Genomic DNA, 19,297 nt, shown 5'->3' with positions numbered 1-19,297 from the left:
CCAGGTCGGAGGGCACCGGCGCGCCGCGGTCACGTTCCCGCAACGGGGCGCTCACCCCGTTGCCATCGTCGTGTGAGCGCGACCACACTCTGCGGCCGGAACGTGTCGGACCACGACGAATGGCAGGAACCCCATGGCGCGACCCCGCACCCTGATGACGGCTCTGGCCGCCTCGCTCGTGTTCAGCCTGGCCGCGTGCGGCGGGGACGACGACGGCGGTGGCGGCGGTGGCGGCGGTGGCGGTGACGCCGCCGGCAGGGTGGGCGTGATCCTCCCCGACACCGAGTCCTCGGTGCGGTGGGAGTCCGCCGACCGGCCGCTCCTGGAGCAGGCCTTCGAGGAGGCCGGCGTCGAGTACGACATCCAGAACGCCGAGGGCGACGCCCAGCGGATGGCCACGATCGCCGAGCAGATGATCACCAGCGGCGTCACGGTCCTGGCCATCGTCAACCTGGACAGCGCCTCCGGTGCGCAGATCCAGCAGCAGGCCGCCTCGCAGGGCGTGCAGACCATCGACTACGACCGGCTCACCCTCGGCGGGTCGGCCGAGTACTACGTCTCCTTCGACAACACCCAGGTCGGCCGGCTCCAGGGCGAGGGCCTGGCCCAGTGCCTCGGGCCGGACACGCAGGCCAGCATCGCCTTCCTCAACGGTTCGCCGGACGACAACAACGCCACCCTCTTCTCCGAGGGCGCGCACGAGGTCCTCGACGCCATCCCGAACTACACGCAGGTCGCCGAGCAGGCCGTGCCGGGCTGGGACAACCAGCAGGCGGCGACCATCTTCGAGCAGATGTACACCCAGGCCGGCGGGAACATCCAGGGCGTGCTGGCCGCCAACGACGGCCTGGCCAACTCGGTGATCTCCGTGCTGGCCCGCAACAACGTCGCCGGTCAGGTGCCGGTGACCGGGCAGGACGCCACCACCGAGGGTCTGCAGAACATCCTCGCGGGGCGCCAGTGCATGACCGTCTACAAGCCGATCGCGGAGGAGGCCAACGCGCTCGCCGAGCTCGCCATCGCGCTGATCAACGGCGAGGAGGCCGAGACCAACGGCGAGGCCGAGGACCCGGAGGGTGGCCGGTCGGTGCCCTCGGTCCTGCTCGAGCCGGTGTCGATCTTCCGGGACAACGTGAAGGACGTCGTCGACGACGGCTTCGTCACCGCCGCCGACCTGTGCACCGGCGAGTTCGCCTCGGCCTGCACCGAGCTCGGCATCCAGTGAGTCCTGCCGTCGGGGCGCCCCCTACCCGGGGGCGCCCCGACGGCGGACACTCGACCCGTCCTGGCGTCCCGTGTCCGCTGCCGTCCCCGAGCCCGTGACACCCCTGGAAGGAGCGGCGTGTCCGTTCTCCCGGACCGTCCCAGCGACGGCCACCCCGGCCCCGGCAGCCCCACCCTCGAGCTGCGCGGCGTCAACAAGAGCTTCGGCGCCGTGCAGGTGCTGCACGACGTCCACCTGACGGTGTACCCCGGCCAGGTCACGGCGCTGGTGGGTGACAACGGGGCCGGCAAGAGCACGCTGATCAAGGCCATCGCCGGTATCCACCCCGTCGACTCCGGCGAGGTGGTCTTCGAGGGCCGGCGGGTCCACCTGCACGGGCCGCGGGACGCCGCCCGGCTCGGCATCGAGGTCGTCTACCAGGACCTCGCGCTGGCCGACAACCTCGACGTCGTCCAGAACATGTTCCTGGGCCGGGAGCGCAAGCGGGGGGTCGTCCTCGACGAGGCCTCCATGGAGCAGGCGGCCCGGGACACGCTCACCAAGCTGTCGGTGCGCACCCTGAAGTCGGTGCGGCAGCTGGTGTCCAGCCTGTCCGGCGGCCAGCGGCAGACCGTGGCCATCGCCAAGGCGGTGCTCTGGGAGTCGAAGCTGGTCATCCTCGACGAGCCGACGGCCGCGCTCGGTGTCGCCCAGACCCGGCAGGTGCTCGACCTGGTGCGCCGGCTGGCCGACACCGGTCACGCCGTCATCTTCATCTCCCACAACATGGTCGACGTGTTCGAGGTCGCCGACCGGGTCGCCGCCCTGTACCTGGGGCGGATCGCCGCCGACGTCCCCGTCGACCAGGTGGACCGCGCCCAGGTGGTCGAGCTCATCACCGCCGGACGGTCGGGCGACCTGGGGATCGAGCCCACCGTCGCGGAGGCAGGGGTCTGACGATGTCCGGGAACACGATCCAGACCCCCACCAGCGCGCAGGAGCCGGGGGGCGCCTCCTCCGGCTTCGAGGGTGACCGCGCGGCGGACTCCGTCGGCGCGATCGTCCGCGGGTACGTCGACAAGGTGCGCGGCGGCGACCTGGGGGCGCTGCCGGCCGTTCTCGGCATCGTCGTCCTCGGGATCCTGTTCACCGTCCTGCGACCGGACACCTTCCTCACCCCGCTGAACCTGACCAACCTCCTGGTCCAGGCGGTCCCGATCACCCTGCTGGCCATGGGCCTGGTGTTCGTGCTCCTGCTGGGCGAGATCGACCTGTCGGCCGGTGTCGTCAGCGGCGTGTGCGCCGCCGTCCTGGCCCAGCTGCTGGCCGAGTCCGGTTCGCCCTGGTGGGTCGCGGTGCTGGCGGCGGTGGCCACCGGCATGCTGATCGGGGTGTTCACCGGCAGCCTGGTGGGCATCGTCGGCATCCCGTCGTTCGTGGTCACCCTCGCGCTGTTCCTCGGCTGGCAGGGCGTGACGCTGCGCCTCATCGGCCAGGGCGGGACCGTGCCGGTGCGCGACCCGGTCATCAACGGCATCAGCAACGACACCCTGCCGGTGTGGCTGGGGTGGCTGCTGGCGGTGCTGCTGGTGCTGCTCTACGCCGGCCTGCAGCTGGCCCGCTGGCGCAGCCAGCGGGCCAGGAAGCTGGCCTCGGAGCCGCTGGTCATCGTCGTGGCCCGCATCGTGCTCATCGCCGCCGTCGTCCTCGGCGTCACGGCCGTGCTCAGCGTCGACCGAGCGCTCTCGGCGGCGGTCGAGCTCGCCGGCATCCCGTACGCCGTGCCGCTGGTGCTGGTCCTGCTCCTGGCCCTGACCTTCCTGCTCGGCCGCACCGGCTACGGCCGGCACGTCTACGCGGTCGGGGGCAACGCCGAGGCCGCCCGCCGGGCCGGCATCGACGTCACCCGCATCCGGGTGTCGGTGTTCGTGATCGCCGGGACGATGGCCGCGATCAGCGGCATCGCCGCCGCCTCCCGGCTCGGCTCGGTGACACCCGGCTCCGGGGCGGGCAACACGCTCCTCTACGCGGTGGGCGCCGCGGTGATCGGTGGCACCAGCCTCTTCGGGGGGCGTGGCCGGGTCCGGGACGCCGTGCTCGGCGGTCTGGTCATCGCGATCATCGCCAACGGCCTCGGCCTGCTGGGCGTCCAGGCGTACCTGAACTTCATCATCACCGGCGGCGTCCTGCTGCTGGCCGCGAGCGTCGACGCCCTGGCCCGCCGCCGGGCGACCACCGCTCGACGCTGACCCCCGTCCCCCCGGCACAGGGAGCAGTTCCCCCGTCGACGGGCCGTGGACGTGGGAGGAGCTTCCTGTGCAGCGGGCGGGACAGGCTGTGCCGGGGCGGGTCAGGCGGCGGTGACGGCGTCGCTCAGCGCGTCGAGGGTCAGCGCGACCTGCCACTCCCGCGCACCGCCCGCCCGCAGCACGGCGGCGACGGCGTCGGGGTCCCGGACCTCGGGCGGGGCCCACATCAGCCGTCGGACCAGGTCGGGGGAGAGGATGTTCTCGACCGGCACGGCGTGCTGCTCCGACAGCGCGGCCAGCGCGGCCCGGGCCTTCTGCAGGCGGGTGGCCGCGGCCGGGTCCCGGTCGGCCCACCGGTTCACCGGCGGGGGCCCGTCCCCGGGGCGGCTGTGCGGGGGCAGCTCCGCCTCCGGCAGCGCCCGCCCGCGGGCGAGCGCGCCGAACCAGGTGCCCACGAGCCGGCGGTTGGCGCGCCCTCGGAAGACCGGCAGCTCCAGCAGGGCCGCCTCGTCGCGCGGGTCGGCCTGCACGGCCGAGACCATGGCGGCGTCGGGCAGCACCCGGCCGGGGGCCACGTCGCGCCGGCGGGCCAGCTCGTCGCGGGCCTGCCACAGGGCGCGCAGCATGCCGAGCTGGCGGCGGTTGCGCAGCCCGTGCACCCCCGACGTCCGGCGCCAGGGGTCGACCCGCGGGGCCGGCGGGCCGGCGGCGACGACGGCCGCGAACTCCTGGCGCGCCCACTCGGTCTTGCCCTGCTCCTCGAGCAGCGCGGCGAGCGCGTCGCGCAGCTCGACCAGCACCTCCACGTCCAGGGCGGCGTAGACCAGCCACTCCTGGGGCAGCGGGCGGGTGCTCCAGTCGGCCGCGGAGTGCCCCTTCTGCAGCGAGTAGCCCAGCAGCGACTCGACCACGGCCCCGAGGCCCACGCGGGGCAGCCCGGCCAGCCGGGCGGCGAGCTCGGTGTCGAAGATGCGGGTCGGCACCAGCCCGACCTCGGCCAGGCAGGGGAGGTCCTGGTTGGCCGCGTGCAGCACCCACTCGGCGTCGGCGATGGCCGCCTGCAGCACGGAGAGGTCGGGCAGCGGGACGGGGTCGACCAGCCCCGTGCCGGCGCCGGCGCGGCGCAGCTGCACGAGGTAGGCGCGCTGGCCGTAGCGGTAGCCGGAGGCGCGCTCGGCGTCGACGGCCACCGGCCCGGTGCCCGCGCGCAGCGCGTCGGCGTAGTCGACCAGCGCGGTGGAGGTCTCGACGACGGGGGGCAGCCCGTCGCGGGGGGCCAGGAGCGGCACCGCCGGGGCGGTCTCCTGCTCCGGGGCGGTGCTGGGCTCGGTGCTCAGGGTGGTTCCCTTCCCGCAGGTCTGGCGCTCCGGCGCCGCACGCTCCGCGTCGGGCCGCGGGGGGCTGCCGGCAGGGAACGCGCGTCGGCTCCCCCGGTTCCCCCCGATGTTAGAGAGTGCCGTCGTCCCCGCCCTGACCGGGACCCAGCAGCCGCACGCCCGGCGGGGGGAGCCCCGCGGCGTTGCCGAGGACCTGCAGCCAGGCCTCGAGGTGCCGGTCGAGGGCGGCGTCGGCGGCGGTCCAGGAGGCCCGGAGCTCCACGTCCACGCTGTGCTCGGGGCCGGCCAGCTCGCCGAAGCGGGTGGACGCGGTCCGGGTCACCGTGCCCCCGACCGCGTGGTGGGCCGCGCCGGACTCGGCGAGGGCGTCGGTGAGCCAGCTCCAGGCGACCTCGGAGAACATCGCGTCGTCGACCATGTGCTCGTCGGTGCCGGCCGACAGGTAACCGACGCAGCGGGTGGTGCCGGCCCAGGACTCGTGGCCGGCCGGGTCGTGCAGCACGATGAACCGCCCGGTGGCCACCTCGGCGTCGTCCCCGGCGTCGGGGTCGCCGTCGGGGTCGACGACGTGGAGGGCGAGCGCGGCGGCGAAGGGCGCCAGCCGCTGCGGGGCCGGGATGGGCTCGATCCTGACCTCGGGGCGGGGGGTCACGCCGGCCAGCGACTCGAGGGCAGCCCGGAACTCCGCGGGGGGCTGGTCGCCGGCGCGGGCGCCGGGACCGTGCCCGGCACCGGCCGGGCTGGTGGGCTCCACGTTCGCAGGGTAGGTCGCCGGGCGGCCCCGTGGCGCCGACGCGCCGCACCGGTTCTGGGAGGATCGGGCGTCGTGACCCCCGCTGGCAACCCGACGTCCCCGCCCGCCGACTCCGACCTGGTGCGCGCCGCCCGGGGGCTGCCGGTGGCCCGCACCCCCGTGTGGTTCATGCGGCAGGCCGGCCGGTCGCTGCCGGAGTACCGGGCGCTGCGGGCCGGCACGAAGATGCTCGAGGCCTGCCAGGACCCCGACCTGGTCACCGAGATCACCCTGCAGCCGGTCCGCCGGCACGGGGTGGACGCCGCGATCCTGTTCTCCGACATCGTGCTGCCCCTGGTCGTCGCGGGGGTGGACATCGAGATCCAGCCCGGCGTCGGGCCGGTGGTGGCCCGGCCGGTGCGCACCGTCGCCGACGTCGACGCGCTGCCGCCGCTGGAGCCCGAGCGGCTGGCCTTCCTCGAGGTCGCGGTGCGCCGGCTGGTCGCCGAGCTGGGCCCGGTCCCGCTCATCGGCTTCGCCGGGGCGCCGTTCACCCTCGCCACCTACCTCATCGAGGGCGGGCCGTCCAAGGAGCACGCCCGCACCAAGGCGTTCATGTACGCCGAACCGCAGGCCTGGCAGCGGCTCATGGAGCGGCTGGCGGTGTCGGCGACCACCTTCCTGCGCGCCCAGGTCGATGCCGGCGCCTCCGCCGTCCAGCTCTTCGACTCCTGGGCCGGCGTGCTCTCGGCCGCGGACTACGCCGAGCGGGTGCTGCCGCACTCGCGCGCGGTGTTCGACGGGCTGGGGGAGCGCGACGTGCCGCGGATCCACTTCGGCGTCGGCACCGGGGAGCTCCTCGCCCTCGTCGGTGACGCCGGGGCCGACGTGGTCGGTGTCGACTGGCGGGTGCCGCTGGACGAGGCGGCCCGCCGCGTCGGCCCGCAGCGCTCGCTGCAGGGCAACCTGGACCCCGCCGTCCTGCTGGCCGACCGCGCCACCGTCGACCGCGAGGTGCGCCGGGTGGTCGAGCAGGGCCGGGCCGCCCGCGGGCACGTGTTCAACCTCGGGCACGGCGTCCTGCCGGAGACCGACCCCGACGTGCTCACCCACGTCGTCGAGCTCGTGCACGAGCTGTCGGCGCGATGAGGCTGGCCGTCGTCGGCGCCGGCATCACCGGGCTGGCCGCGGCGTTCGAGTGGCACCGCCGGCGGCCGGACGACGAGGTCGTCGTCCTGGAGGCCGGGGACCGGGTGGGCGGCAAGCTGAACCGCGTCGAGCTGGCCGGGCACTGGTACGACACCGGCCCCGAGGCGGTGCTGGCCCGCGTGCCGGAGGCGGTCGGGCTGGTCGAGCGGCTCGGTCTGGGCGACCGGCTGGTGACCCCGGCGACCACCCGGGCGTCCGTCGTCCTCCCGGACGGGCGGCACCCGCTGCCGCCGGGGACGGTGCTCGGCGTGCCGGCCTCCGCCGACGGGCTCGACGGCGTCCTGACCCCGGCCGGCGTGGCGCGGGTCGCCGCCGAGGCCGACCTGCCGCCGCTGCGGTGGGACGGCGACACCGCGGTCGGCGGCCTGCTCCGGGCGCGGCTCGGCGACGAGGTGGTCGACCGGCTGGTCGAGCCGCTGCTCGGCGGCGTCTACGCGGGGCGGGCCGACGAGCTGTCCCTGGCGGCGACCATGCCGCAGCTGGCCGCCGCCCTCCCCGGGGCGCGGTCGGTGCTGGCCGCGGCCGCGGCCGCCCGGGACGCCGGGGCGGGCAGCCGGTTCGACCCGGGCACCCCGGTGTTCGCCACCGTCCGCGACGGGATCGGCGCGCTGCCGGCGGCCCTCGTCGCGGCCTCGCGGGCGCAGGTCCGGCTGCGCACGCCGGCGCACGGGCTGCGGCGGGTCGACGGCGGGTTCGAGCTGTCGGTGGGGGCGGCGGCGGCACCGGGCACCCTGCGGGCCGACGCGGTGCTGGTCACCGCGCCGGCGCCGAAGGCGGCCCGGCTGCTGGCCGACGTGGCGCCCGGCGCGGTCGACCCGCTGGGGGGCATCCCCTACGCGTCGATGGCCGTGGTCGCCATGGCCTTCCCCGCGCAGGACCTCGACGCCGGATCGGGCCTGCTGGTCCCCCCGGTGACCGGCCGGCTGGTCAAGGGGGTCACCGTGTCCTCGGCGAAGTGGCCGCACCTGGCCTCCGGCGAGCACCTGCTGGTGCGCTCGTCGGTGGGCCGGTTCCGCGACGAGGCGGAGCTGCAGCGCGACGACGCGGACCTCGCCGGGGCGGTCGTCGCCGACGTGGCCGACCTGCTCGGCCTGGCCCGGCCCGAGCCGGTGGCCACCCGGGTGGTCCGCTGGGGCGGCGGGCTGCCGCAGTACCTGGTGGGGCACCCGGCGCGGGTGGCGGCGGTCCGGACGGCGGTGGCCGCGGTCCCCGGCCTCGCGGTGGCCGGCGCCGCGTTCGACGGGGTGGGGGTCCCCGCCTGCATCCGGGACGCCCACCGGGCGGTCGACGCCCTGCTGTGAGCGAGGCGCCGGGCGTGCGGCCGGGCCGGGCTCCGGTTGCCGGGGCGCCCGGCGCTGCACACGCTGGCGGCATGCTCGGCTCCCTGGCACGGGGGCTGGCCGCTGGCGCGGCCGGCACCACCGTGCTCACCGCGGTCACCCACCTCGACGTGCTGCTGCGCGGCCGGCCGTCGTCGGACCTGCCGGGCCGGGTGGTCGAGGCCGCGGCGGCGGCCGCCGGCCAGGACCTGCCGGGGCAGGGGAAGCGGGAGCAGCGCCGCGACGCCCTCGGCGCGCTCGCCGGCACCGCCACCGGGCTGGGCGTCGGCGTGCTGGCCAGCGCCGCGCGCTCGGCCGGCGTGCGGCTGCCGGCGCCGCTGGGCGCGGCGGCGGCCGGGGCGGCCGCGATGGCCGCCGCCGACGTGCCCGCGGCCCTGCTCGGGGTCAGCGACCCGCGCGCCTGGAGCCGGGAGGACTGGGTGGCCGACGTCGTCCCGCACCTGGCCTACGGCGCCACGGTGCAGACGGTGCTGGCCGCGGTGCCCACGCGGCGGGAGCGGCGGCGCCCGCTCACCCGTGCCCGGGCGGGGCTGACCGCCCGGGCCGGCCTGCTGGGCGTGGCCGCCGGGATGCGCAGCTCGCTGGGGGTCGCCGGCCCGGTGCTCACCACCCCCGGCCGGGGCGTGCTGGCCCGCGCCGGCGCGCTGGCCGCGGTGGCGGGGGAGGTGGTCGCCGACAAGCAGCCGGAGACCCCGGACCGCACCGTCCCGCAGTCGGCCGCCGCCCGGCTGCTCGCCGGGGGCGTGGGCGCCACCCGCCTGGCCGCGCGGGAGCGGGCCAACGGGGCGCTGCCGCTCGTTGCCGGGGTGGCCGGCGCGGCCGCCGGCACCTGGGGCGGGTCGGCGTGGCGTCGGGCGGCCGGCCGGTGGCTCGACCCGCGGGCCGCCGCGCTGGTCGAGGACGGCGTCGCCCTGCTGCTGGCCGCGGCCGCCTGCCGGCCCGGGCGCCGGCCCCTGGTGGCGCCGCTCATCCCGCTGCCCCGCCCCTGACCGGGCCGGGCGCTCGGGCCGGGCGCTCGGGCCGGGCGCTCGGGCCGGGTACCGCGGTGCCCGGCGCCACCTCCCGGCGGGGCATCTGCGGCACCGGCCCGGGGTTGACACCGGTGTGACCGTCCAGCACCACCCCGTCCACCAGATCCCCGTCCTGTCCGCCCGACCCGCCCGCTGCCTGCGCCACCACGTGTGGATGGCGGCGTGCGACGACTGCCGCGCCGCCCGGCTGCCCCGGTCGCGCGGCGGTCCCACCGACCGCACCCCGACCGCACCCTGACCGGCGCCGGCCGGCCGGCGCCGGGTGTGACCGGCGCCGCGGCCCCGCCCGGTCGAGGCGGGCGACAATGAGGCCATGAGCGAGCAGACCGACCGGCAGGCGCCGGAGCAGCGCAGCACCGGCAAGCGGGCCAACGAGCTCAACGCCACCATCCGCTACACGATGTGGTCGGTGTTCCGGCTGGCCCGGCCGCTCGGCGAGACCTCCCGCACCGCCCTCGCCGAGGAGGTCCAGGGCCTGGTCGACGAGCTCGCCGGCAAGGACGTCGTCGTCCGCGGTGTGTACGACGTGGCCGGGCTGCGGGCCGACGCCGACCTCATGGTGTGGTGGCACGCACCCGCCGCCGAGGCCCTGCAGGAGGCCTACACGCGGCTGCGCCGCACGGCGCTCGGCCGGCACCTGGAGCCGGTGTGGTCCCAGATGGCGCTGCACCGGCCGGCGGAGTTCAACCGCAGCCACATCCCGGCCTTCCTGGCCGAGGAGGAGCCGCGCCGCTGGGTGTGCGTCTACCCGTTCGTGCGCTCCTACGAGTGGTACCTGCTGCCCGACGAGGAGCGCCGGGACATGCTCAAGGAGCACGGCATGCAGGCCCGGCCCTACCCCGACGTCCGGGCGAACACGGTCGCCTCGTTCGGCCTCGGCGACTACGAGTGGCTGCTGGCCTTCGAGGCCGACGAGCTGCACCGCATCGTCGACCTGATGCGCGACCTGCGGGCCAGCCGGGCCCGGCGGCACGTGCGTGAGGAGATCCCCTTCTACACCGGGGTGCGCAAGCCGGTCGCCGAGCTCGTCGCCGACCTGGCGTAGCACCTGGTCGGCCAGACCTGGCGTAGCACCGGGCCGCCCGCGCGATCATGGGGTCCGGGAGACGACGCACCGGTGGGGCCCGGCGTGTCGTCTCCCGGACCTCATGATCGCGAGCCGGCGGGCTCAGGCCCCGGCGGGCTCCAGGCGGATGGAGACGCTGTTGATGCAGTAGCGGTCGCCGGTGGGCGTCTGCGGTGCGTCGTCGAAGACGTGGCCGAGGTGGCTGTGGCAGGTGCCGCAGAGCACCTCGGTGCGGACCATGCCGTGGCTGCGGTCCTCGCGGAGCACGACGTTGTCCCCGGACGTCGGCTCGTAGAACGAGGGCCAGCCGCAGTGCGAGTCGAACTTGGCCTCGGAGCGGAACAGCTCGGCACCGCAGGCGCGGCACGAGTAGACGCCCTGGGCCCTGGTGTCGACGTACTCGCCGGTCCACGGCCGCTCGGTGCCGGCCTGGCGGAGCACCGCGTACTCCTCCGGCGACAGCTGCGCCCGCCACTCGGCGTCGGACTTCTGCACCCTCGGCTGGGGGGAGGAGGTCGTCATGCCCGGAGCAACGGGCGGCCCGGGGGAGCCATTCCCCGCGCTCAGCGGCCCAGCCCGGCCTCCCGGGCCCGCACGATCGCCTGCGCCCGGTCGGTGACCTGCAGCTTCGTCAGCACGTTGGAGACGTTGTTGCGGACCGTCTTCGGGGACAGGTAGAGGCTGGCGGCGATCTGCGCGTTGGACCGCCCCGCGGCGACCAGGTCGAGCACCTCCCGCTCGCGGGCGGTCAGCTGCGGGAAGGCGGTCGCGGGCCCGGCCGGCCCGGCGGCGAAGAACTCGGCGATCCGCCGGGCCAGCGCCGCCCCGAACACCGCCCCGCCGGAGGCGACTGTGGTGATCGCGCGGACCACCTCCTCCTGGTCGGCGCCCTTGAGCAGGTAGCCGCGGGCCCCGGCGCGGACCGCGGCGAACACCGTGCCGTCGTCCTCGCTCATCGTCAGGACGACGACCCCGACGGACGGCGACTCGGCGGTGATCCGCCGGGTGGCCTCGATGCCGTCCAGCACCGGCATCTGCACGTCCATGACCACGACGTCCGGCTGCTCGTCGACGGCCAGCGCGACCGCGGCCGCGCCGTCGGCCGCGGTGCCCACGACCTCCAGCCCCGGGACCGACCCGAGCAGCACCGCCAGCCCGTCGCGGTAGACGGGGTGGTCGTCGACGACGACGATCCGCAGCGGCTCGACGTCCTCGCTCGCCGGGGTCCCGGTCACCGTGCTCCTCCTCCGTCGACGGGCAGGACCGCCCGCACCACCGTCCCGCCCTCCGGCGGGCAGGTCACCGTGCACCGGCCGCCGAGCTCGGCGGCCCGCTCCCGCAGGGACACCAGGCCCACGCCGGCCGCCCGGCCCGGGGCGATGCCCACGCCGTCGTCGGCGACCGCCACGACGAGCGCGCGGTCCGCCCGCCCGAGCGTGACCCGCACCCGGGTCGCGGCGGCGTGCCGGGCGGCGTTGGCCAGCGCCTCCGAGGCGATCCGGTAGGCCGCGACCTCCACGGCCGCGGGCAGGTCGGGCAGCCCGTCCGCCGCGACGGTCACCTCGACCCGCGGGGCCAGCAGCCGCTCGGCCTGCTGGCGGACCGCACCGGCCAGGCCGAGGTCGTCGAGCGCCGGCGGGCGCAGGTCGTGCACCAGCCGGCGGACGTCGGCCAGGGCGGCGGCGACGTCGTCGCGGGCCTGCCGGAGCAGCCGGTCGGCGTCCTCGGGCCGGTGCGCGGCCAGGTTCCGGGCGGTGTCGATGCGCAGCACGACCGCGCCGAGCGACGGGCCGAGCCCGTCGTGCAGGTCGCGGCGCAGCCGGCGGCGCTCCTCCTCGCGGGCGCCGACCAGCAGCTCGCGGCTGGCCTGCAGCTGGGCGGCCAGCGAGCCGGCCCGGGCGGCCGCGGCGGCCTGGCGGACGACGTCGGCCAGCAGCCGCTCGTCCCGGGCCACCAGCTGCGCGCGCACGCCCCGCCCCGGCAGCAGCAGGCGGCCGACCTCCTCGTCCCGGTAGGCGATCGGCAGCGACCGGACCTCGGCCGGCCGGCGCCCGCTCTCGGCGACCAGCTGCGCGCCGTCGGCCGCATCGACCTCGACGCCGACGTAGGGGACGCGGAAGGCCTCGGCCACCCCGGCGGCGACGGCCAGCAGCTGCCCCTCCGGGGTCTCGGACCGCTCCAGCCGCTCGGCCAGCCCGGAGACGACCCGGTACGGGTCCTCCCGCTCGCCGAGCACCCACCGGCGGACCAGCCGCCACAGGGGGTCGCGCAGGGGCACGTAGACGAACGCGACCAGCAGCAGGGTGACCAGCGTGGCGTCCTGCTCACCGAACGCGTCCCCGAGCAGCGCGCCGGCCGCGGCGAGGACGGCGAGGTCGAGGAGCACGACGGCGACGGCCAGCCCACCGTAGACGAGGGTGCCGCCGAGCAGCCGGTCGATGTCGAGCGCCCGGGGCCGGAGGATGCCGACGGTCACCGCCGCGCCCGTGAGCGCCACGGCCACCATGAGGGCGACGGCGCTGGGCTCGCCGGGGAGCAGCAGCGTGGCGAGCATGACGAGCAGGTCGGCGACGGCGGCCCAGAGCAGCCAGCGCATCCGGCGGCGGTCCTCGGGCTCGGCCCGCCGGTAGCGGGCGATCACCGAGGCGGCCGGGACGGCGATCCCCAGCACGGCGAGCGGGAAGCCGATCCGGAGCAGCGGCAGGGCGACCGACGCGGGCAGCGGGAGCGAGGTCAGGTCCAGGTCGAGGTCCCGGTAGGCCGCCGGGACGCCGCCGGCGTCTTCGGTGAAGGCGACCTCCGCCGGGACCGTCAGCAGCACGACCGGCAGCAGCGAGGTGGAGGCGAGGCTGGCCACCGCGAGCCCCCGCCACCGCCCGCGCGGCAGGTGGCCGTCCGGGTAGAGCAGGAGCAGCAGGGGGAGGCCCAGCAGCAGCGCGGACCCGAGGCGCTCGAGCACCCAGAAGGCGAGGCTCGCGCCGGGGAGCTGCGGATCGGAGTGCAGCGCGTAGGTCAGCCACGACTCGGCGAGCCCGTCGACCGCCCAGAAGAGCCCCGTCCCGGCGAGCACCCGGGACACCGCGTTGCGCGGCGCACGCCGCAGCAGGAGGGCGCCGGGGGCGGCGACGGCCAGCCCGGTGAGCGCCGCCACGGACCCCGGCGCGCTGCCGAGGGCGGCCCGGGCGGACGCGGGCGTGAGGACGTCGAGGACGGCCGCGGCCCCGGTCAGGGCGACGGCGAGGAGCAGCACCCCCCAGGCGGCGGCGCGCGCGGGCCACCGCCGGCCGGCCGGGACCGGGGGTGGTGCGGGGGCCCGCTCCGCCGTGGCGTCCGTCCACCCGGGAGCCGGGGCCTGTGCCTGCACGCGCAGATCCTGACCCGCCGGCGTCCCGGACGTCACGAGGCGGGTGTCCCGTGTCCCCCGGGACGGCGAACGGGACCGGATCCGTGGCGCCGGGCCCTGGGTGCCCGGGACGGGCCCCGGCGACGGTACTCCCAGGCGGTGCACAGGGCACCGCACACCGACCTGGGAGCACGAGATGAGCATCAGCACCACCCCCGTCCCGGCCCGCACCGACGCCCCCGCGGCCACCCGGACCCGGCCCACCGCACCGACGTCGCTGGTCCGCCGGGCCGGCCTCGGGGTCACCGCCGGCTCCCTCGCGTGGGCGGTGCCGGTGGCGCTCCTGGGCACCACGCCCCCCGCGGGCAGCTGGCAGGCCCTCGTGGTCAACCTCGGCGCGGTCCTCTTCCAGCTCGGCCTGGTCGGCCTGGTGGCGGTGGTGCTGCGCACCGGCGCGATCGGGACCGGCCGGCTGGCCCGCAACCTGCTCCACCTGGAGCACGCGCTGCTCGGTGTGGCGATGTTCTCGTCGCTGCTGTGGGCCTTCGCCCCGGGCCTCTACGACACCGGGTTCTTCTCCGTGGTGGACCTGTTCTGGCCGATCTCGATGCTGGGCATGGCGGCCATCGGCGTCCGGATCGCCATCGCCGGCCGCTGGACGGGGATCGCCCGGTTCTGGCCGGCGGTCGCCGAGAGCTGGGCGCCGGTCGTCGTCCCGACGTCCTTCCTCCTGCCCGCGGTCACGCAGTACATCGGGGCTGCGCACCTGCTGGTGGGCTACGTGGCCCTCGGGCTGATCCTGGTCCGCCGGCCGGAGCTGACCGGCGCCCGCGACCGCTGAGGCCCCCCGGTGCCCCGCCTCCCTCCCCGGGAGGCGGGGCACCGGCGTGCCCGAGACTGGGCGGGTGGACGCACCCGACCAGCCCCTGCCCGACGTCTGGTTCACCCGCGACCTGCCGGTGCTGCGGGCGATCGCCCGGCTGGTCGACGAGCCGAGGTACGGGGGCGCCCCCTACCTCGGCCAGGTGGTGCCGGCCAGCGGGCTGCCCAGGCCGCAGGTGGTCTCCGCCGCCCGGGCGCTCGTGGCCGCGGGCTACGTGGAGGCGCTGACGAACTACGCCGGCGAGATCGTCCGGTTCACCGGGATCACGGCCGAGGCGCGCCGGCTGGCCGGGCTCTGGCCGACGCCGCAGGGGGAGTGGGACCGGCTGCTCGAGCAGCTGGCCGCGCGGGCCGCGAACGCCCCCAGCGAGGTCGAGCGGGCGCGCTGGCGGGCGATGGCCGAGGCCGCGCGGGCCGTCGGGCCGCAGGACGGCGCCCTGCTGATGTCCGCGCTCATCGGCGGGTACGTGCCCCGGGCCCGCTGAGGGCCGGGGCGCACCTGCCCGGGACGTGCAGCGCCCCCGCCCGGTGGACCCGGACGGGGGCGCTGTCGTGGCTCAGGTGGTCAGAGCGGGTTGACGTTCGCCGCCTGCGGACCCTTCTGGCCCTGCTCGATGTCGAACGAGATCCGCTGTCCCTCGTCGAGCGAGCGGTACCCGCTGGTCTGGATGGACGAGTAGTGGACGAAGACGTCCGGCCCACCACCGTCAGGGGTGGCGAAGCCGAACCCCTTCTCCGCGTTGAACCACTTGACTGTTCCTTCGGGCATTCCGCGCTCCTAGCTGAGGTGGTGCATCGGGGTCCTGCCACTGCACAGGGCCTTCCCGACATCGACGACCCTAGTGGTCCTCGACCCGCTCGTGGCAAGGCGGGTGCACAGCGGTTCTTGCGGCGATGTTGCGACGGCCGCGCGCAGGCCCTGCGGGAGCGGCGCGAGCGTGGTCGGGAGCCGGGGAGCCCGGCCGCCGCAGCCCCCGGAGGAGCCCGCCGTGAGCACCCACCCGATCGCCCTGGTCGACGTCGAGGACCTGGCCGAGGCCGACCTGGAGGACGAGCTCACCGAGCGGCTGGCCGACCTCGCCGCGGCGCTGGCCGCCGCGGACGCGGTCACCGTGGCCGGCGCCGTCCGCGCCGGTGCCGCGGCCGCGCTGCTCGCGCACGACCTCGACCGCCGCGCCGCCTCCCTCGCGCTCGGCTGACCGTCAGCCGGCCGGGTCGGCGCGAGCCGGCCGGGGTCAGAGCAGGCGGCCGGGGTGCGCCGGGAACGGGCGGCTGCCCGTGGGGTAGGCCGCCTCGGGGACGTCGGGGACGGCGTACGCCGAGTGCCCGGCCGGCAGCGCCGGCCGCGGCCGCCAGGAGCGGACGGTGATCGGGCCGGACCCCGGCGCGTCGGGCACCTGCACCCCGTCGTCCACCGCCACCGGGCACCCGTCCCGCCGCGCGCGCCGGCGCCGCAGCCCCACGTCGCCGGCGACCAGGACCGCGCTGACCACGGCCACGGCGAGGCACGCGTCGGTGATCGCGGCGGCCACGTCCAGGGCGGTCAGCCGCGGCCAGCCGACCTGCTCCAGGCGGTACCCGACCAGCTCGACGAGGACGTAGAGCAGGCCGTACACGACGAACGAGACCCGCATGACCACCCTCCCCGGTCGCCGCCGACGCACCCGACGCCCTGCCATCGACCGCGGGTGCCCGGCCCTGGAGGGCGCGCCGCGCGCTCCCCGGGGCGCGTCACCCGGACGGGTGAGCGCGGTGGGTCGGTCAGGAGGGGTGAGGCGGTCCTCCGCGGGTACCGCCTCGCCATGAGCGGGACGGACAAGGTGAAGAACAAGGCCGAGCAGCTCAGCGGGCAGGCCAAGGAGGCCACGGGCCGGGCGACCGGTGACGAGGACCTGCGTGCCGAGGGGAAGGCCGACCAGGCCAGCGGGAACCTCAAGCAGGCGGGCGAGAAGGTGAAGGACGTCTTCAAGTGATCCCACCCAGCGCCGCGGCCCCCGGCCACGGCACCGTCAGCCGACGGCCCCGGGGACGACGGCGAACATCCGCTCGCGCACGGTCTCCCGCACCTGCAGGGTCCGCTCGACCCGGAGGAGCTGCTCCTCGGACGCGGGCAGCTCGAACACGTCGCTGAGGAAGCGGGTCAGGTCCGCGCGGTAGTCGTGCTGCGTCGCGCCGAAGGGCCCCGACGTCTGCGCGTTCTTCATGTCCACGAGGCTCTGGAAGAACGTCGTCAGCGGCCGCCACCGCATGGCCGGCGGGATGCCGCGCGGGCTCCCGCCGGGGACGGGCTCCGGGCGGGGCCGGGTGGGGCCCAGCCAGTCCGGGGGGTACCACAGCAGGTCCGGGCCGAACTTCGTCACCCCGTCGTTGTCGTGGCTGAGCAGCACGAAGCGCGGCGAGCGGCCCCGCCGCCCCACGAGGGCGGTGTACTGGTCGTGGTCGTTGACGACGGCGACGGCGTCGGTGTCGACGTCGAGGCGGTCGCCGCGGGTGACCTGGCGCATCCAGCCGCTCCCGTACGGCGTCCCGATCCACAGGGCGCGGTCGATCCCCATCGCGTCGAGGCCGAGGGTGCCCCAGTGCAGGAACACGTCCTGGCTGGTGTGCGCACCGAGGCTCTCGCCGAACACCACGACGCGCGGACGGCGGCCGGGGCGCTCCCGCAGGCGCTGGAGGACCCGCAGCCACAGCAACCGGTTCTGCTCCCGGGCCGTCTTCACCATCCCGAGGGACAGCGGGGACGGGCGGCGCGAGTACTGCAGGGTCACGGTGGCGACGTCGCCGAGCGCGAGGTACTGCAGCGCGGCGACGGCGACGTAGTTGACGTAGCCGGTGCCGGTGGGCGAGACCAGGACCAGCAGCGACCGGTCGAACGCGCCGGTCCGCTCCAGCTCGGCCATCGCGAGGTCCACCCGTGCCCGCGGCGTCGGTGCGTTGTCCAGCCCGACGTACACCTGGGCCGGGGTGGCCCGGGCGGGCGTGCCCATGACGGTCCCGATCGACAGGTCGGGCACGCCGTCCGGGCGGTCCGGGAGCGGCTCCGGCCGGACCGAGGCCAGGGCGTGCAGCCGGCCGTCGCGCCCCATGCGCTCCCATGCGACGAGGCTGCCGGGGCCACCGCTGACCGTGGGCGGCACCCACCGGTCGCCCTCGTCCGGCTCGAGCACCGGGACGTCGGCCGTCGTCCTCGCCTCGATGCGCCGCATCGCCCGGTGCCAGACCGCGGAGACGCCGAGGCCCAGGCCGGCCAGGGCGCCCGTGTGCCCGGCCAGCCGCCACAGTTCCGGCGACCCGGGCAGGACCGCGGCCACCCTGCGGGCGGCGAGGTCGGTGAGGGCGTGCTCGCCGTACGCGGCGCCGGCGAGGGACCCGACGACCCCCGCCGCGACGCCGAGGGACGACAGCGGCGGCGCGACCCCCACCCCGTCGGTGCGCTCGGCGTGCTCCTCCGCGCGCAGCCGGTCGCGCACGTAGGCGACGGCCAGGCCGACGGGGACCGCCAGCGGGACCGCGGCGAGGCGCCCGTGCAGGCCCAGCCGGTCGTCGAGGGCCTGGGTGGCGATCCGGGCCCCGCCGAGGAGCGCGCTCCCGAACCCCGTGGCCCCGAGCCGCCAGGCCGCCTGGCGCACGGCGCCGCGCAGCGGGTCCTCCGCCCGCGGCGGCAGCGCCCGCAGCGACGCCAGCCCGAGGGGCACCGCCGCGCAGTCGACCGCGATCGGCCCGGCCCGCCGCAGCCACGGGGACGGCGTCCCCCTCGTGAGGGTCTGCGCCGCGGCCTCGAGCAGGTCCTGCGTCCCGGCGGAGAGCAGGTAGTGCAGGCCCGTGGCCAACCCGGTCACCAGGCCCTGGTCCACCGCACTGCGCGCGGTGAGGGACGGGGCGAAGGTGCCGGGCGCCATCGCCGCGGCCACGACCACCCCGACGTCGGGCGCGGTGCTCCGGACGGGGTGCCCCCCGCGGTCCTGCTGTCGTCCTGGCGGTCGCCGTCCGGACCGGTGTCGTGAACGTCCCATGACGCGATGGTGGGCCGGGCACGCGGGCCGCGGTTCATCCTCCCGGTAGGAGTGGGAGCACCGCGGCGGGCTCCTAGCGTCGGTGCTCCGAGGGAGCGGGGCGGTCCGCGGGGAGGCAGCCCCATGGCGGCGGTCGTCCCCCTGACCGCAGGAGGCGGAGGTGGGCAGGGGTGACCAGGTCCGCCTCCCGCCGGGCGCGCTCCCGGGCGGTCTCCGGCGGGGTCGTGGTCGTGCTCGCGGCGATCCACGTGGCCGACCAGGTGCTCCACCCGCCCTGGTGGGTCCGCGCGCTCGAAGGGGCCGGCCTCCTCGCCTGGGCCCGCTGGGAGGGGCTGACCTGGTCGCAGCTCGGGCTGGGCCGGGACCGCCTGGGGGCCGGGGCCCGGTGGGGTCTCGGCACGGTCGCCGTCGTCGCCGGCGTCTACGTGGTGGGCCTGCTCCTGCCGGCCACCCGACCGGCGTTCCAGGACGTGCGCTACGACCTGCCCGTCGCGGCGGCGCTCGAGAAGGCCCTCGTCGTCATCCCCCTGGGCACCGTGGCGCTCGAGGAGCTCGCGTTCCGGTCGGTCCTCTGGGCAGTGCTCGCGCGGCACATGCGGCAGTGGCAGGTCCTGGTCACGACCTCGGTCCTGTTCGGGCTGTGGCACATCCTGCCCTCGCTGGACCTGGGCGAGACCAACCGCGGTGTGTCCGGCGCGGTCGGTGGAGCGGGGGACGCCACCGTCGTCGCGGCGACGGTCGCGTTCACCGCGGTCGGCGGGCTGGTCTTCGGCGAGCTGCGCCGGCGCAGCGGCAGCGTGCTCGCCAGCATCGCCGCGCACTGGGCGACGAACGCCCTCGGCGTGCTGTTCGGTCTGGTGGCCTGGCGCCTGGACCGGCAGGGCTGACGG

General features: G+C 76.8%; 20 protein-coding genes. 12 read left to right on the top strand and 8 right to left on the bottom strand.

Going from position 1 to position 19,297, the window contains the following annotated elements:
* The first annotated feature begins 133 nt into the window (after window positions 1–133).
* The 3 genes from D0Z06_RS20255 (at window position 134) to D0Z06_RS20245 (ending at window position 3,453) form a co-directional block, all read left to right on the top strand.
* Window positions 134–1,225 carry a sugar ABC transporter substrate-binding protein gene (locus D0Z06_RS20255; protein ID WP_117379356.1) on the top strand — a complete coding sequence of 364 codons (1,092 nt, stop codon included), beginning with the start codon at window positions 134–136 and terminating at the stop codon, window positions 1,223–1,225.
* Window positions 1,226–1,342: 117 nt separating this feature from the next.
* Complete coding sequence (locus tag D0Z06_RS20250) at window positions 1,343–2,161, top strand: ATP-binding cassette domain-containing protein (RefSeq protein WP_117379355.1); 819 nt, start codon at window positions 1,343–1,345, stop codon at window positions 2,159–2,161.
* A gap of 2 nt (window positions 2,162–2,163) precedes the next feature.
* Window positions 2,164–3,453: a sugar ABC transporter permease gene (locus D0Z06_RS20245; RefSeq protein ID WP_117379354.1), complete on the top strand. Its 1,290-nt coding sequence runs from the start codon at window positions 2,164–2,166 to the stop codon at window positions 3,451–3,453.
* A 101-nt stretch (window positions 3,454–3,554) separates the two neighbouring features.
* Here D0Z06_RS20245 and D0Z06_RS20240 read toward each other — a convergent pair whose 3' ends face one another.
* A complete protein-coding gene (locus D0Z06_RS20240) occupies window positions 3,555–4,742 on the bottom strand; it encodes an HRDC domain-containing protein (RefSeq protein ID WP_233517835.1) in 1,188 nt (395 codons plus the stop codon).
* Window positions 4,743–4,899: 157 nt separating this feature from the next.
* The gene (locus D0Z06_RS20235) at window positions 4,900–5,544 is read right to left on the bottom strand and encodes a DUF3000 domain-containing protein (RefSeq protein ID WP_117379352.1); all 645 of its coding nucleotides are present in this window, start codon (window positions 5,542–5,544) and stop codon (window positions 4,900–4,902) included.
* A 72-nt stretch (window positions 5,545–5,616) separates the two neighbouring features.
* Here D0Z06_RS20235 and hemE point away from each other — a divergent pair, with 72 nt between their 5' ends.
* From hemE to hemQ, 4 genes are all read left to right on the top strand, one after another.
* Window positions 5,617–6,672: a uroporphyrinogen decarboxylase gene (gene hemE, locus D0Z06_RS20230; protein ID WP_117379351.1), complete on the top strand. Its 1,056-nt coding sequence runs from the start codon at window positions 5,617–5,619 to the stop codon at window positions 6,670–6,672.
* Complete coding sequence (gene hemG, locus D0Z06_RS20225; RefSeq protein ID WP_117379350.1) at window positions 6,669–8,033, top strand: protoporphyrinogen oxidase; 1,365 nt, start codon at window positions 6,669–6,671, stop codon at window positions 8,031–8,033. The genes hemE and hemG overlap by 4 nt, the downstream gene beginning before the upstream one ends.
* 71 nt (window positions 8,034–8,104) lie before the next feature.
* Window positions 8,105–9,061, top strand: coding sequence for a hypothetical protein (locus D0Z06_RS20220; protein WP_117379349.1), 957 nt, complete (start codon window positions 8,105–8,107; stop codon window positions 9,059–9,061).
* Between the two features lie 355 nt (window positions 9,062–9,416).
* On the top strand, window positions 9,417–10,148 hold the full coding sequence (gene hemQ / locus D0Z06_RS20215) for a hydrogen peroxide-dependent heme synthase (RefSeq protein WP_117379348.1): 732 nt from the start codon (window positions 9,417–9,419) through the stop codon (window positions 10,146–10,148).
* A gap of 123 nt (window positions 10,149–10,271) precedes the next feature.
* On the opposite strand, the gene msrB is transcribed toward hemQ, so the two are convergent.
* From msrB to D0Z06_RS20200, 3 genes are read right to left on the bottom strand one after another with little or no spacing between them, the layout of a single operon-like run.
* A complete protein-coding gene (gene msrB / locus D0Z06_RS20210) occupies window positions 10,272–10,691 on the bottom strand; it encodes a peptide-methionine (R)-S-oxide reductase MsrB (protein WP_117379347.1) in 420 nt (139 codons plus the stop codon).
* A 41-nt stretch (window positions 10,692–10,732) separates the two neighbouring features.
* Entirely contained in the window at window positions 10,733–11,404 is a 672-nt protein-coding gene (locus tag D0Z06_RS20205) for a response regulator (RefSeq protein WP_117379346.1), read from the bottom strand.
* A complete protein-coding gene (locus tag D0Z06_RS20200; RefSeq protein WP_117379345.1) occupies window positions 11,401–13,533 on the bottom strand; it encodes a histidine kinase in 2,133 nt (710 codons plus the stop codon). Before D0Z06_RS20200 ends, D0Z06_RS20205 begins: the two co-directional genes overlap by 4 nt.
* 175 nt (window positions 13,534–13,708) lie before the next feature.
* Here D0Z06_RS20200 and D0Z06_RS20195 point away from each other — a divergent pair, with 175 nt between their 5' ends.
* Together D0Z06_RS20195 and D0Z06_RS20190 are read left to right on the top strand one after the other, a co-directional pair.
* The gene (locus D0Z06_RS20195; RefSeq protein WP_117379344.1) at window positions 13,709–14,353 is read left to right on the top strand and encodes a hypothetical protein; all 645 of its coding nucleotides are present in this window, start codon (window positions 13,709–13,711) and stop codon (window positions 14,351–14,353) included.
* Window positions 14,354–14,417: 64 nt separating this feature from the next.
* Window positions 14,418–14,879: a hypothetical protein gene (locus D0Z06_RS20190; protein ID WP_117379343.1), complete on the top strand. Its 462-nt coding sequence runs from the start codon at window positions 14,418–14,420 to the stop codon at window positions 14,877–14,879.
* A gap of 80 nt (window positions 14,880–14,959) precedes the next feature.
* Here the strand turns inward: D0Z06_RS20190 and D0Z06_RS20185 are convergent, their stop codons facing one another.
* Window positions 14,960–15,163, bottom strand: a complete 204-nt coding sequence (locus D0Z06_RS20185) for a cold-shock protein (protein WP_117379342.1) — start codon at window positions 15,161–15,163, stop codon at window positions 14,960–14,962.
* 220 nt (window positions 15,164–15,383) lie between these two features.
* Between D0Z06_RS20185 and D0Z06_RS20180 the strand changes: the two genes are divergently transcribed.
* Entirely contained in the window at window positions 15,384–15,593 is a 210-nt protein-coding gene (locus tag D0Z06_RS20180) for a hypothetical protein (RefSeq protein ID WP_117379341.1), read from the top strand.
* Between the two features lie 36 nt (window positions 15,594–15,629).
* Here D0Z06_RS20180 and D0Z06_RS20175 read toward each other — a convergent pair whose 3' ends face one another.
* Window positions 15,630–16,028, bottom strand: a complete 399-nt coding sequence (locus D0Z06_RS20175) for a hypothetical protein (protein ID WP_117379340.1) — start codon at window positions 16,026–16,028, stop codon at window positions 15,630–15,632.
* 168 nt (window positions 16,029–16,196) lie between these two features.
* Between D0Z06_RS20175 and D0Z06_RS20170 the strand changes: the two genes are divergently transcribed.
* A complete protein-coding gene (locus D0Z06_RS20170; RefSeq protein WP_117379339.1) occupies window positions 16,197–16,367 on the top strand; it encodes a CsbD family protein in 171 nt (56 codons plus the stop codon).
* Between the two features lie 36 nt (window positions 16,368–16,403).
* Here the strand turns inward: D0Z06_RS20170 and D0Z06_RS20165 are convergent, their stop codons facing one another.
* Window positions 16,404–18,305 carry an alpha/beta-hydrolase family protein gene (locus D0Z06_RS20165; RefSeq protein ID WP_147332096.1) on the bottom strand — a complete coding sequence of 634 codons (1,902 nt, stop codon included), beginning with the start codon at window positions 18,303–18,305 and terminating at the stop codon, window positions 16,404–16,406.
* A gap of 272 nt (window positions 18,306–18,577) precedes the next feature.
* Between D0Z06_RS20165 and D0Z06_RS26980 the strand changes: the two genes are divergently transcribed.
* On the top strand, window positions 18,578–19,294 hold the full coding sequence (locus tag D0Z06_RS26980; RefSeq protein ID WP_117379337.1) for a CPBP family intramembrane glutamic endopeptidase: 717 nt from the start codon (window positions 18,578–18,580) through the stop codon (window positions 19,292–19,294).
* The last annotated feature ends 3 nt before the right edge of the window (window positions 19,295–19,297 follow it).

The organism is Geodermatophilus marinus (assembly GCF_003428645.1).
GTDB lineage: Bacteria > Actinomycetota > Actinomycetes > Mycobacteriales > Geodermatophilaceae > Geodermatophilus.
Note: the sequence above shows the minus strand (reverse complement) of the source record. Positions and strands in the feature narration are given on the sequence as shown.

What these genes read in the sequence shown, in the direction of transcription:
- msrB (WP_117379347.1), bottom strand. Translation starts at nt 10,691, where the DNA reads ATGACGACCTCCTCCCCCCAGCCGAGGGTGCAGAAGTCCGACGCCGAG.
- D0Z06_RS20175 (WP_117379340.1), bottom strand. Translation starts at nt 16,028, where the DNA reads ATGCGGGTCTCGTTCGTCGTGTACGGCCTGCTCTACGTCCTCGTCGAG.
- D0Z06_RS20245 (WP_117379354.1), top strand. Translation starts at nt 2,164, where the DNA reads ATGTCCGGGAACACGATCCAGACCCCCACCAGCGCGCAGGAGCCGGGG.
- hemG (WP_117379350.1), top strand. Translation starts at nt 6,669, where the DNA reads ATGAGGCTGGCCGTCGTCGGCGCCGGCATCACCGGGCTGGCCGCGGCG.
- hemQ (WP_117379348.1), top strand. Translation starts at nt 9,417, where the DNA reads ATGAGCGAGCAGACCGACCGGCAGGCGCCGGAGCAGCGCAGCACCGGC.
- D0Z06_RS20220 (WP_117379349.1), top strand. Translation starts at nt 8,105, where the DNA reads ATGCTCGGCTCCCTGGCACGGGGGCTGGCCGCTGGCGCGGCCGGCACC.
- D0Z06_RS20170 (WP_117379339.1), top strand. Translation starts at nt 16,197, where the DNA reads ATGAGCGGGACGGACAAGGTGAAGAACAAGGCCGAGCAGCTCAGCGGG.
- D0Z06_RS20185 (WP_117379342.1), bottom strand. Translation starts at nt 15,163, where the DNA reads ATGCCCGAAGGAACAGTCAAGTGGTTCAACGCGGAGAAGGGGTTCGGC.
- D0Z06_RS20195 (WP_117379344.1), top strand. Translation starts at nt 13,709, where the DNA reads ATGAGCATCAGCACCACCCCCGTCCCGGCCCGCACCGACGCCCCCGCG.
- D0Z06_RS20255 (WP_117379356.1), top strand. Translation starts at nt 134, where the DNA reads ATGGCGCGACCCCGCACCCTGATGACGGCTCTGGCCGCCTCGCTCGTG.